Source organism: Tepidanaerobacter acetatoxydans Re1, assembly GCF_000328765.2.
Classification (GTDB): domain Bacteria; phylum Bacillota; class Thermosediminibacteria; order Thermosediminibacterales; family Tepidanaerobacteraceae; genus Tepidanaerobacter; species Tepidanaerobacter acetatoxydans.
In genome coordinates this window covers 267,590-280,551 of record NC_019954.2, presented here as the reverse complement: position 1 = coordinate 280,551, position 12,962 = coordinate 267,590, and the positions used below count along the sequence as shown (strand labels likewise).

General features: G+C 39.6%; 11 protein-coding genes, 1 tRNA gene and 1 pseudogene. 7 read left to right on the top strand and 6 right to left on the bottom strand.

All coding sequences use genetic code 11. From position 1 onward, the window contains the following. Positions 1-16 precede the first annotated feature (16 nt). Both TEPIRE1_RS01315 and TEPIRE1_RS01310 read right to left on the bottom strand, forming a co-directional pair. Positions 17-2,365, bottom strand: a complete 2,349-nt coding sequence (locus tag TEPIRE1_RS01315; RefSeq protein WP_013777393.1) for an InlB B-repeat-containing protein — start codon at positions 2,363-2,365, stop codon at positions 17-19. Positions 2,366-2,712: 347 nt separating this feature from the next. Continuing rightward, positions 2,713-3,696, bottom strand: coding sequence for a helix-turn-helix transcriptional regulator (locus TEPIRE1_RS01310; RefSeq protein WP_013777392.1), 984 nt, complete (start codon positions 3,694-3,696; stop codon positions 2,713-2,715). Between the two features lie 186 nt (positions 3,697-3,882). On the opposite strand from TEPIRE1_RS01310, the gene TEPIRE1_RS01305 reads away from it, so the two are divergent. The 7 genes and pseudogenes from TEPIRE1_RS01305 (at position 3,883) to TEPIRE1_RS01275 (ending at position 10,137) form a co-directional block, all read left to right on the top strand. Then, positions 3,883-4,176 (top strand): ArsR/SmtB family transcription factor, encoded by a 294-nt coding sequence (locus TEPIRE1_RS01305; RefSeq protein ID WP_013777391.1) that lies wholly within the window; start codon positions 3,883-3,885, stop codon positions 4,174-4,176. 19 nt (positions 4,177-4,195) lie between these two features. After that, positions 4,196-6,748, top strand: coding sequence for a DsrE/DsrF/DrsH-like family protein (locus TEPIRE1_RS01300; RefSeq protein WP_013777390.1), 2,553 nt, complete (start codon positions 4,196-4,198; stop codon positions 6,746-6,748). 150 nt (positions 6,749-6,898) lie between these two features. After that, positions 6,899-6,973: transfer RNA gene (locus tag TEPIRE1_RS01295), tRNA-Thr, on the top strand. 279 nt (positions 6,974-7,252) lie between these two features. Further along, entirely contained in the window at positions 7,253-7,486 is a 234-nt protein-coding gene (locus TEPIRE1_RS01290; protein ID WP_013777389.1) for a FeoA family protein, read from the top strand. A 4-nt stretch (positions 7,487-7,490) separates the two neighbouring features. Next, a complete protein-coding gene (locus TEPIRE1_RS01285; protein ID WP_013777388.1) occupies positions 7,491-7,721 on the top strand; it encodes a FeoA family protein in 231 nt (76 codons plus the stop codon). A gap of 67 nt (positions 7,722-7,788) precedes the next feature. Then, positions 7,789-9,803: pseudogene (gene feoB / locus TEPIRE1_RS14355) on the top strand (ferrous iron transport protein B). Between the two features lie 70 nt (positions 9,804-9,873). Continuing rightward, complete coding sequence (locus TEPIRE1_RS01275; protein WP_013777386.1) at positions 9,874-10,137, top strand: FeoC-like transcriptional regulator; 264 nt, start codon at positions 9,874-9,876, stop codon at positions 10,135-10,137. A 199-nt stretch (positions 10,138-10,336) separates the two neighbouring features. Here the strand turns inward: TEPIRE1_RS01275 and nagZ are convergent, their stop codons facing one another. From nagZ to TEPIRE1_RS01260, 4 genes are all read right to left on the bottom strand, one after another. After that, a complete protein-coding gene (gene nagZ / locus TEPIRE1_RS01270; protein WP_013777385.1) occupies positions 10,337-11,572 on the bottom strand; it encodes a beta-N-acetylhexosaminidase in 1,236 nt (411 codons plus the stop codon). Positions 11,573-11,620: 48 nt separating this feature from the next. Beyond that, a complete protein-coding gene (locus tag TEPIRE1_RS01265) occupies positions 11,621-12,046 on the bottom strand; it encodes a DUF4416 family protein (protein WP_015294838.1) in 426 nt (141 codons plus the stop codon). Beyond that, a complete protein-coding gene (locus tag TEPIRE1_RS14210; protein WP_015294837.1) occupies positions 12,024-12,149 on the bottom strand; it encodes a hypothetical protein in 126 nt (41 codons plus the stop codon). The genes TEPIRE1_RS01265 and TEPIRE1_RS14210 overlap by 23 nt, the downstream gene beginning before the upstream one ends. Before the next feature lie 260 nt (positions 12,150-12,409). Beyond that, complete coding sequence (locus TEPIRE1_RS01260; RefSeq protein ID WP_013777384.1) at positions 12,410-12,931, bottom strand: ECF transporter S component; 522 nt, start codon at positions 12,929-12,931, stop codon at positions 12,410-12,412. Between the last annotated feature and the right edge of the window lie 31 nt (positions 12,932-12,962).

Genomic DNA, 12,962 nt, shown 5'->3' with positions numbered 1-12,962 from the left:
GTGTTTAATTCTGTGTTTACTCCACTGTTTCTTCTTCAAAGTTCGCTACCAAGGTTGTGTTTGCGGCTGGCATGGTGTAATCAAATGTCGCGTCTGTGCTAACTTCTACACCTTCTACTGTCCAGTTTACAAACTCATAACCTGCGTTCGCTGTTGCTGTCACTGGTACTTCTGCACCTTCTTCATAGTCGCCTGCTCCAGTTACTTCTCCACCTGCTACCGGATTGGCTTCTACGGTCAAGGTGTACTCCACTGTTTCTTCTTCAAAGTTCGCTACCAAGGTTGTGTTTGCGGCTGGCATGGTGTAATCAAATGTCGCGTCTGTGCTAACTTCTACACCTTCTACTGTCCAGTTTACAAACTCATAACCTGCGTTCGCTGTTGCTGTCACTGGTACTTCTGCACCTTCTTCATAGTCGCCTGCTCCAGTTACTTCTCCACCTGCTACCGGATTGGCTTCTACGGTCAAGGTGTACTCCACTGTTTCTTCTTCAAAGTTCGCTACCAAGGTTGTGTTTGCAGCTGGCATGGTGTAATCAAATGTCGCGTCTGTGCTAACTTCTACACCTTCTACTGTCCAGTTTACAAACTCATAACCTGCGTTCGCTGTTGCTGTCACTGGTACTTCTGCACCTTCTTCATAGTCGCCTGCTCCAGTTACTTCTCCACCTGCTACCGGATTGGCTTCTACGGTCAAGGTGTACTCCACTGGCACTTCACCAGCAACCACTGTCACTTCACACTCAGCGGTCTTACCTCCATCATCAGTAGTAACCGTAATAGTTGCCCGGCCTTCGCTCACAGCGTTAACTGTAGCATTTAGGCCATTGCCTGCAACAGTGGCAACACCATTATTACTGGATTTCCAAGTCACTTTTTTGTTAGTGGCATTATTAGGATGTATAGTAGCAGTAATAGTTGTCTTTTGGTAGACTGACTCATAAACCGCAAGAGTCACTGATGACTTGTCTAAAGAAACTGATTGCACTTTTATTATTTCCGGTTTATCGCTGCCGCCTCCGCTTCCGCCACCTCCGCCGCTTTTAGACGAGGTCTTGTCTTCTTTGACTTCTTTGCCGGCAATCTCGGTGGTAACGCCTTTAGCAAGTTCCACCTTCTTCGGCTCAGTTTCCAGTTTTGCACCATCTGCATTGATTTTGGCCTTTTCTATAGTGCCTTTTCCGGTGATAGTAGCAGCTGCCTCCAAGGTTAGGTCTTTTACGGTTGCTCCATCGGCAAGATTTATATCTGATTTACTATTTGCTTTCAGATTGTTGATGGTTGTACCTTTCAAGACTTCTATCTTTGCTTTGGCTTCTACGATAACATTTTCGAAGGCCCCATCTAGGATAATATCTTCTCCGGATTTGAGTACGGTTACAGATACAATCCCATTACCTTCGATATGAGCGCCGGATTCCAGTTTCAGTTCACCGACTTTTGTATTGCCCGAAGCAACTATTCTGACCTTCCCGCCAACTTTAATTACTATTATTTCCTCACCTGTAAAGTTTACAAGATGGATGCTGTCTTTTCCGCCCCCGCGGACTGTGGTTATCCCCTTAACTGTGACATTGTCTAAGGTAGCATCTCCTTCACCGATACCTTCATTTAAATACAAGTTGCCTTCTATAATCATATTTCTCAAGGTTACCCCTGGGACATTAACGGCAACGTCTTGAGATATAGTTTCGATACCTTCTTCAGGCCCATAAGCACCTGACACATCGTAGGATATCTGAAGTGTTGCTAATACTTTATCCAGTATTGTAACGGTTTCGGCCCTGGTGATGTGTCTTTCTGCCTTAAAGCTGCCGTCGGGGTATCCTCCCATGTAGCCTTTAGCTGCTAATGCAGCGATATACGGCCTGCTCCAGTTAGGGATGGCATCTTTATCGGTAAATTCAGTAGCATCGCCTTGGATTTCTAGATTCAAGGCCTTGCAGAGGGCTACCGCTGCTTCTTGACGGCTTATTTCCCTGTTTGGCTTTACGGTACCGTCTTGGTAGCCGGATATATATCCTGCCTTCACCGCTTTGGCTATTTCTTCATAGAACCAATCTGTAGATGTAACATCAGAAAATCCTATAGTGGCTTTTTCGCTAAAGCCAAGGACTTTATTCACCAATGTCATAAATTCTGCCCTGGTTATGCTCTTATCCGGTTTAAAGGTCCCGTCAGTGTATCCGCTTACAAGACCTTTTTGAACCCATTGGGTTATTTTATCTTTAGCCCAATGATCACTGATGTCAGTTAATCCAGCAGCAGCCTTGGCACTTGTTGCCACTGCCGGAAAGATAAGCCCTATTACGAATGTAAAAACGAGAATTAAACTTACCCAGTATCTTATTCTTTTACTCGCCAAACTAAACTCCCCTTTCAACGATAAACGATATTTAATAAATATCACATGCAGCAGGGTCTTTTTTTGATGACTTGAATTTTCGACCTCCTTTCAAAGTTAGTAAATATGAACCATGTAAAGCTAATCCCCCCTTTTTTTTGATATAAAATTGATTCTGGTATATTGGTTTATATTAGCCCTCTATTCTCATTGCTGTTAGTTCTGATTATGCATATTTCCAAATATATTTTACTATACATAATATTCTATACTCTTATAGTAATCTCCTTCTTTTCTGCTAATTTCTAAATTTGTATTATTTTCAATTAAAATATAAGATATCCCATTTTAAAAGTATTGTATTTTGATTAATATCGACTTAATGTTTCATTTAAATATTCTTTATACTTCTGAGCCACTTCTTTAGGATTTATTATTTTTACTTTATCACAGAACTGGAAAACCCATGAGAAAAAGGTAGGACTAACTATTACTTCAGCCCTCATTATAAAGCTGCTTTCGTCGGCTTTTCCCAAATATACATTCTGGCCGAAACGGTCAATTACTACATTGACTAAAGAGTTGTCAAACTGCATTTCTACAGTTTTCTCCTCCCCGCCAAACATATAAAAAACTTTCTTTGAGTACTCAGCTATATTAAATTTCTCATTATTCGGCAGGACTATTCTGGGCTGTTCGATAATTTCGATATCGCTCATTTTATCAACTCGGTAATGTGTAAAGTCCTGGTACTTTTCAGAGAAGGTTATTAGATAGTAGTTTTCATTGTCCCATGACAGAGCATAAGGGCTGGTTATATATTTTTTGCCATTCTTGCGGAATTTCTTTTCTTTATCTATGGTGTACTCAAAATACCGAAATGAAATTTGCTTGTCCTGAGCAATTGCCAGATAAATCCTATCCACATTGTAGTAGATGTTTTCGTTTACTGTTTTTACTCTATCTGCTACATACACTTGACGTTGAAGCAGTTTTGCCCTGTGTCTGCTTGTAAAGCTTGAAATCTTCTTTATAAGTTCTTCGCTTTTTTTATAAGTAATAAATTTTGAACATTGGACAGCATCTACAAGTAGCTTTAATTCAGGCAATTCGAAAATTCTACTTGCTATAAAATATTCTGTGGTCCTAGCCCTTCTGGAAACTACATCAACACCAAAAAAACGTAATGTGTCAATGTCATCGTAAATGGACTTTCTTTCGGAAGGAATACCATATCTATCTAGCTCAGCTATAATATCTTTTAGCGTCATGGCATTTTCCTCATCAGTGTTTTCCCATAGTATCTTCAAAAGGTAAAGTATCTTTAATTTTTGATTTGAACGCCTTGCCACGCCTTGCCCCCCCTAACCCCTGTACTAAATAACGCAAAATTCCTATATTACTATAATATCACAATAGTTGACCTATAAAACGGATTATGATAGAATTATTTTTTCCGGTTATTTTAATGATTAGATTGACAAGTATATTAGAATATTATAATATATAAATATACTAATTTGTGAGGGAGTGCACAAATGGATATTGATATGGATAGATTTGCAAAAATTGCAGAGGTTTTAAAGGCGCTGTCGCATCCTGTAAGACTTTGTATTGTCCATGGATTGATAGAAAAAGGCAGCTGTAATGTTTCATATATGGAAAAGTGCCTAGATGTGTCCCAATCCGGCATTTCTCAGCATCTTTCAAAGCTTAAATCTGCCGGAATTGTAAAAAAAGAACGATCCGGCAATGAAGTTTATTACAAAATAGCCAATGATGATATTAAGAAACTAATTGTATCTATCTTCGATAACTGTGTTTTAAAATAATTTAAGGGAGGTAATTGCTTTGAGAAAAATATTGATAGTAGGCGGCGTTGCTGGCGGTGCTACTGCTGCTGCAAGACTTAGGAGGTTAAGCGAAGAAGATAAAATAATAATTTTCGAGCGTGGTGAATATATCTCCTTTGCTAACTGCGGGCTTCCCTACTATATTGGCGGCGTTATTTCGGATAGGAATAAACTTTTAGTGCAGACAATAGAAGGAATGTCCAAACGCTTCAATCTTGATATACGCAATTTTAGTGAAGTCATTAGTATTGACAGGGAAAATAAAACTGTGAAAGTGCGAAATGTGAAAACCGGAGAAACCTATATGGAAAGCTACGACATATTAATTTTATCTCCTGGTGCAAAGCCGCTGAGGCCCAACATTGACGGCATAGATGATGCTGCGAATTTGTTTGTACTTAGAAACATCCCCGATGCAGATGATATTAAAAAATTTATAGAGGAAAACAAGCCAGATCGTGCAGTAGTTATCGGCGGTGGTTTTATCGGTATTGAAATGGCTGAAAATCTGACAGAACAAGGCATAAAGGTTACTTTAGTTGAAAAACTCAACCAGGTTTTGGCGCCCCTAGATTTTGAAATGGCACAGCTTGTCCATCGAGAGCTTAATGCAAATGGTGTTGACCTGATTTTGGAAGATGGTGTGGCCGGTTTTAGGGATAAAGGAAAAAAAATTATTCTTGAAAGTAGCAAGGAAATTGATACAGACATGATTATATTGTCAATAGGTGTTGTTCCGGAGCTTCCCTGCTTGGAATATGCTCCTATGGATTTTGCTTCAAGGGGAACTGTTCCTGAAAACCCTCTGGCCAAGTCCTGCGGCCTTGCTTTGGGAAAGAAAGGACATATATTAACTACAAAACAGCTTCAAACCATAGATGCTCAAACCGGTCAAGTCATCGAAGATATATACGCTATAGGCGATGTGGCTCAAATAACAGACTACGTTACTGGAAATGAAACAGCAGTACCTCTGGCAGGCCCTGCCAATCGTCAGGGACGCCTTGCCGCAGACCATATAAACGGTCTGGATGCAGCTTATCCCGGTGCACTGGCAAGTTCAGTCCTTAAAGTATTTAACCTGACAGTAGCTTCAACTGGAAATAATGAGCGCCAGTTAAAAGCCAAAGGATTAAAATACAAAGCTGTACATGCCCACCCTGCAAACCATGCTACTTATTACCCTGGCTCATCTCTAATCGCCATGAAACTTTTATTTGACCCAGATAGCGGCAAAATATATGGAGCACAGGCTGTTGGCAGAGAAGGCACTGAAAAGCGAATAGATGTAATTGCTACCACCATAAAACTCGGCGGCACAATCCGCGATTTAGCAGGCCTTGAACTTTGTTATGCCCCTCCTTATTCATCGGCCAAAGACCCTGTAAATATTTTAGGCTATATTGCCTGTAATGTAGCAGATGGCGTGTATGATGTGGTTCACTGGAATGAAATTGATGATATCGTAAAAAATGGCGGCTATCTTCTAGACGTAAGGACGCCCCTTGAATTTGATGCAGGACATATAGAAGGCGCTGTAAATATTGAACTTGATGAGCTGAGAAACAGGATTGATGAAATTACGATATCCAAAGATATCCCGATTTACGTTAACTGCCAGGTAGGCTTGAGGGCATATATTGCAATTAGGATATTAAAAGCCAACGGATTTAAAAATGTGTATAATCTTTCCGGCGGTTACTTAACCTATAAGGGGGCAAAATATGTCATAAAAAATGCCGGGAATATCGGACCGTATAAATCTTTTGAGGAAAAACGACCAGATAGTATCTTGACTGATATATCGAAATCACCACAAATTGTAAAGGAAATCGATGCTACGGGACTGCAATGCCCCGGCCCGCTTCTTGCCGTATATAACGCCATAAAAGCGGCCCAAGATGGTGAGCAAATCAAGGTTATTGCTACCGATTACGGTTTTGCGGCAGATATTGAAAACTGGTGCAGTACAAACGGACATAAACTTATTTCACTGACTCACGATAATGGTAAATATATTGCTCAGATACAAAAGGGCAATAAAGACAACCGCTGCCCTTTATCAGCCCCGACAAGCACCCAGGAAAATGCAACAATTGTACTATTCAGCGGTAACCTTGATAAGGCTCTTGCTGCTATGATTATTGCTCAAGGGGCGGCAATGCAGGGTAAGAATGTAACAGTATTTTCTACATTTTGGGGCCTTAATGCACTGAGAAAAGATAAGCCTGTTAAGGTTAAAAAGAACTTCATTGAAAAAATGTTCGGTTTCATGATGCCTCGTGGTGCAGAAAAGATGCCGCTTTCAAACATGAATATGCTGGGTATGGGACCTATTATGATTAAAAATATCATGAAAAGCAAAAATGTCGATGATATCAACACAATGATAAAATCCGCGATGGATTTAGGCGTAAAATTTGTCGCATGCACAATGAGCATGGACCTTATGGGCATAAAACAAGAAGAGCTCATTGACGGCGTCAAGCTCGGCGGTGTGGCCACATATATATCAAGAAACGAAAATGCAGGTATAACATTGTTTATTTAACAAATTCGGATTTGCTTTATTTTCGGCCTTCAAGATAATTGCCAAATGATGACAGCCATACGCCCTTGACTTTGCCTTCAGTTGGTCAAGGGCACTTGTTTTTGCAAGTTGTTGACTTACAGGATTAAACATTGTAAAATAGAAAAGCAGGCTGATGTGGCTCAGTGGTAGAGCAGCGCACTCGTAATGCGCAGGTCGCCGGTTCAAATCCGGCCATCAGCTCCATGTGAAACCAAAAGCTTTCGGGATAGCCGAAAGCTTTTTTGTTAATTGTTTCCCAAAATATATTTACAGTAAAACTATTTATATTCAGAAGCATATTTTTGTAAGAAAGAATCACTTTTAAGGTAAAAGTTAAAGAAATAGCGGTTAATTCTTCATTATCTTTAGGTAAATTTCCTATCATCCAGCTTATTGACATTTTTTGTGTTGGGTGATATTCTGTACTTGAAAATGATTTTCGTTATCTTTTAATTAAGTAATAATACTCAAGGGGGTATCCTAATGACTACAAGTCTAGACAATATTCCTATAGGTCAAACAGTAAAGGTTAAAGGTATTTCAGACGGAAGTATCAAGAGAAGGTTGATGGATATGGGGATAGTTCCCGGTTTGGAAATATCGGTAGAAGGCAAGGCGCCTCTGGGGGACCCTATTGAAATTTTGGTAAGGGGGTATAAACTTACACTTAGAAAGAATGAAGCACAAAGCATTTTGGTGGAAAAGGAGGTCGAGTAATTTTATGGCTCAGCCTTTGGTGTTTTTTTCTGAAGGAACCCGTGGTAGGATTTATGATATCTGTGGCGGCCGAGAAGTTTCTAAGCGTCTTTTTGAAATGGGATTAAATAAGGGGCAGGAGATCGAAGTTGTCAAAAATGATGCCGGACCTGTAGTGGTCGGTTTAAATGGCAGCAGAATCGCAGTTGGTAGAGGTATGGCCTTTAAGATATTATTAGATACAATTGATAATTGATTAAGCTTTAGTTTTTATTTTTTTAAAATTCGTTGAGAATCATTCTCAATTATTAGGAGGGATTTATATGTTTACTGTAGCATTGGCTGGCAATCCCAATTGCGGCAAGACCACCATCTTTAATGCTCTCACCGGAGCCAATCAGCATGTTGGAAATTGGCCCGGGGTTACTGTAGAAAAGAAAGAGGGAATGTTGCGATTTGGCGGCAATCAATATAATATTGTAGACTTGCCCGGCACATATAGCTTAGGAGCTTATTCGGAAGATGAGATAGTGGCTAGGGATTTTATATTAAAAGATAAGCCGGATTTGGTTGTAAGTGTAGTTGATGCAACAAATATCGAAAGAAACCTATATCTTACTGTTCAGCTTTTGGAGATGGGTGCTAATGTCGTAATGGCTCTTAACATGATGGATGAGGCCCAAGAAAGGGAAATTAAGATTGATGTAGATTCCCTTCAAAGACAGTTAGGTGTACCTATTGTCCCTATGATTGCATCACGACAAAAAGGTATTGATGATTTGAAGTTAAAAATATCGGAAGCTGTAAAGAAAAATGCGGCAGAGCCCGTAAAAATTACGTACGGCCGCAAGATTGATGAAGCGGTTGCATCTTTAGCACAAATAATAAAACAAAGTGCAGGTATCAATGATTACCCTGCTGACTGGGTGGCATTAAAGCTTCTTGAAAATGATGAATATATACTGGACTATGTAAGTAAACAAGCACCGCATATTTCAGATAAGGCTGCCGCTTATATAAATGATTTAACAAAGTCTTTAGGGGTCGAGCCTGAAATGGCAATTGTTGACAAGAGGTATGAATTTATTAAAGATGTTGTTAGCGGCAGCATAATAAAGCCAAAACAGCAAATCAAGACAACATCCGACAAAATAGATAAGGTATTAACACATAAATGGTTTGGACTGCCTATATTTGCTTTGATAATATTTAGCATTTATCAGCTGACTTTCATCATTGGCGGAGATGTCTTAGGCGGTAGTGTAGCATTTTTATTGGAAACCTTGGGCGAAAATACAGCGGCATGGCTTGAAGGCATCAATGCTCCAGATATGTTGGTATCTTTTGTAGCTGATGGTATCTTTGGTGGAATTGGTGCGGTTCTGGAATTTGTTCCTCTAATTATGGTGCTATACATTTTTCTTGGAATACTTGAGGACAGCGGTTACATGGCAAGAGCCGCTTACGTAATGGACAGGATAATGAGGGCATTAGGCTTCATGGTAAAACCTTTATATCAATGCTGATTGGTGTAGGTTGTAATGTTCCGGGAATTATGTCTACAAGAACTCTTGACAGTAGAAAAGATAGGATGATAGCAATACTTATTAATCCCTTTATATCCTGCGGTGCTAGGTTGCCTATATATTTGGTGTTTATTGCAGCATTTTTCCCCAATCATGGAGGTACAGTATTATTTATCCTTTATGCTACAGGATTTATCGTCGCTATATTGATGGGAAAACTTTTCAGTAAAACGCTGTTTAAAGGTGAGACTTCATATTTTATTATGGAGCTTCCGCCGTATCGTATGCCTACGGTAAAAGGTGTGTTGATACACATGTGGGATAAAGTCGGAGGATTTTTAAAGCGTGCTGGGACAGTTATATTTGCCGTAGTTACGATGCTTTGGGTATTATCTATATTGCCTTATGGTGTAGAGCCTTACAGTCAGGCTAGCATTTTAGGTAGAATCGGTTCCTTTATATCTCCCATTTTCAAGCCGGCAGGATTTGGCACATGGCAGGCGTCTGTGGGGCTTTTTGCAGGAATTGTTGCAAAAGAAGCGGTGGTCGCAACACTCGGTATGGTATATGCAGGCGTAGAAGAAGGCGCCGAGCTGGTAGCATCCATTCAGCGGGCCTTTACTCCCTTAAGTGCTTTTTCCTTTATGATTATGACATTGCTTTATACACCCTGTGCAGCTGTTATAGGTACCGTAAGAAGAGAAACAAATTCGTGGAAGTGGACATTGTTTACGGTAGTTTATACATTTTTAGTAGGCTGGCTTGGAGCAGTTCTAGTGTTTCAAATCGGCATACTTTTGGGATTTAGCTAAAACTAGAATATGAATTTGATATGACGGTCAGTCAAAATCAACTGAAATAGTAAAGAATTGGGTGGTGAAAATGCTGCTAGAAGCCTTAAAGCAAATCAGTAAAATGCAGCTTTATTCTCTTTCGCAGCTTGCAAACGAGCTTAAAATAGATAGGAGTATGGCCTCTCATATAATAGAGCAACTTAAGGTAATGGGTTATATTAAAGAAGAAGTATTGAATACAGCTTGTAATGGTAAGTGCAGACAATGTGCAGGCTGCCCGGTAGCAAACGGTGCTACCCCGATAAAGACATTAACTATTACTGCAAAAGGAAGTCGAGCTTTAAATCTTTGAAACTCTGTAATAATAAGTTGTTGCTTAACTTTATTTATATAAATTAAAGCCATACATATAAGACAGTTTCGTTACTGTATCAATGCATGGCTTTAATTTTATCTGAGGCTTTACGCATTGGTGTTATTGCATAACCTCTTCATTATCTATTACTATCTGCCCTTCAAATACATAAGCATTGTTCATTTTCATTACATTCTTAAAGAAACTTAAGGGCACAAAAGTCCTTTCCTAAAATATCTCTGATTTTTTCATTTATCTTTTCTACATCCACTGACTCTATCTTCTCATCGTTTAAATTGTATTTTTGTTTTAACTTTAATATCCTGTATATATGCATATCAAGCTCATCTTCGGTAATAATCCCGTCTACCGCCGCCTGTTTTAATGCCTCCAAGACTTTTACCTGCTTTTCATGATCATGACACACAAGGATAATATCCGCTCCTGCCATTATTGATTTCACTGCTGCATCACCTATATCGAAATTTTCCGTTATTGCCCCCATCGTCATATCATCAGTAATTACAACTTTGTCAAATTTCATTTCGGATCTTAAAATATCGGTTATTATACTTTTTGAAAGCGTAGCGGGGTTTTCTTCATCAATCTCAGGTAGTAATATGTGCGCCACCATCACCATATCCGCACCGTTTTCTACGGCACTGGCAAAAGGCACAAGTTCAAAACTTTTAAGCCTTTCTAAATCACAATTTACAACAGGCAGTCCTATATGAGAATCTGTCGATGTATCTCCATGGCCGGGAAAGTGTTTGACTGCTGAGATTACATTGGTTTGGATTCCCTTCATAGTGGCAGTACCTAGTTTACTGACTGTTTGCTCATTAGAGCTAAAAGACCTATCGCCTATGACAGGATTTGCCGGATTGCTGTCTATATCTAAAACCGGTGCAAAATTCATATTAAAGCCCAGCGATTTTAGTTCTTCACCTATGACGTTTCCGATTTTAAAGCAAAGCTCCTCATTGTTTATTCTGCCAATAAGTCTGCTTGCAGGCAGTTTTATAAATTCCTCCGGCATCCGGGTGACCCTTCCGCCTTCCTCATCAACGGCAATGAAAAGTGGAATTGCATTTTCTTTATTTGCTTCCTTTAATGAGTTTATAAGAGTCAATGTCTGATAGGCATCCCTTATATTTCGTTCAAAAAATATGAATCCTCCAACTTTGTATTTCTCTATCATTTCCTGAGAATATTGGTCTTTTTCATATCCTTCAAGACCTACCATGACCATCTGGCCCACTTTCTCATCTATTGTCATCTGTGCAATCTGTTCTTTTAACGGATCAACAATATCAGCATCTTGGTCAATGATGTGATCTTGGTCTTTTACTGCTTGGTTATTATAGCTTTCGCAGCCATATACTACTACTATTGACAATACTATTATGATAAGTAATAACTTATAATTCATATCGGCCACCTTGTTTTTAGAAGTTGAAAAGAATTCGTATAACTATTATTAACAAATGCGAAGCTTCTTGCTGTGGAGCTTGCGAATATCCTCGAAGATTCTGCGGTACTCTATGCTAGCATAATCCGGGTAAGTCCATTGCCATGGTTTAAAATTGCCATCTACAAAACGCAGTGTAACCTCTCCATAGATTCCCCCGCCCAAGTATAAGCGGTGGCTGTGATCTTTAGTGCTGGCTAATACTAGCTTTGCTAGGCTAATATAACCTATATCAATGTTTACTCGGCGTTTGCCATCTATTGACCAGTCTTGTTCAAGCAAATTCGACCACTGCTTAAGATCGGAAAGCTCACCTGGGTCAATCAACTTGGCAAAAGCAAAAATCTGGCGCTTCAGCCCATCTCCCATTTCATCAGTATAATAGTCTGTATGATTAAACGGCAGCACTGCACTAGCATAAATACACGGGTCCAAGTTGCTTGGTCAAAGCCTCTTTTACCGGTTCAAATAGTTCCTTATCTGATGTAAAGACACTGGCTACCGGTGTTACTGGCTCCGGAGTTCTTATTTTTCCCATAATACATCCCCTCTTTTCAACTGCCAAGCGGTCCGCTATATCCAAGCAAATTATATAAAAGCCGGTAACAAGTTTTAAATTACCTATTAAGATGGTTACGGGCAGATGCCCGGACGTCGTACTAAGCCAGCAGTTATTTACTATAAGAGCCTATTCTATTATAGCCTATATTGTAATCAACAGCGAACCTAGCCACATAAAAAAAGGAGGAACTTATCGTCCTTCCTTAATCTAATTTATCTTTGTATTTTATTTATCTATCAGCTGTTTTGCTTAATAGCTGCATCTAAAATTTTTTCTACTATAAATGCAACCACACCGCCTAGTAATGCAGTATACAGCTGGGGTATCTGCATAGCCTTTGCTACGGGAGGTGGTACACTTACAATAAATCTAACTGCGGATGAGAGCACTAAAAACTTAACTATTGCACCTATAATAAGACCGATAGCAGTACCCGCATAGCCCTTACCTAATTTAGAGCGAGCTGCCACATATACAATCACTAATACAGCATTCCCCAGCATAATAAACGGAATCATAGGTGCCAGCGGCGGTGCTAAAATGCCTCTGACAAAGGCAATAAGCGGTGTTAGCATGCCGATGATTACCGCTCCAATTATACCCACATATGTTCCGGAAATAAGCAGCATGGCATTTACGGCAGGACCGGTTACCATCTGAGGAAAACCCAGCATTTGAAAAGCCAGTGTTATAGCCAAAAGTATGGCAGTTCTAGTAAGCCATCTAATACTAAAAGGTTTAAGAGCATCTTTATCCATATACACAAAACCCCCTTATTTAAATTTTGAT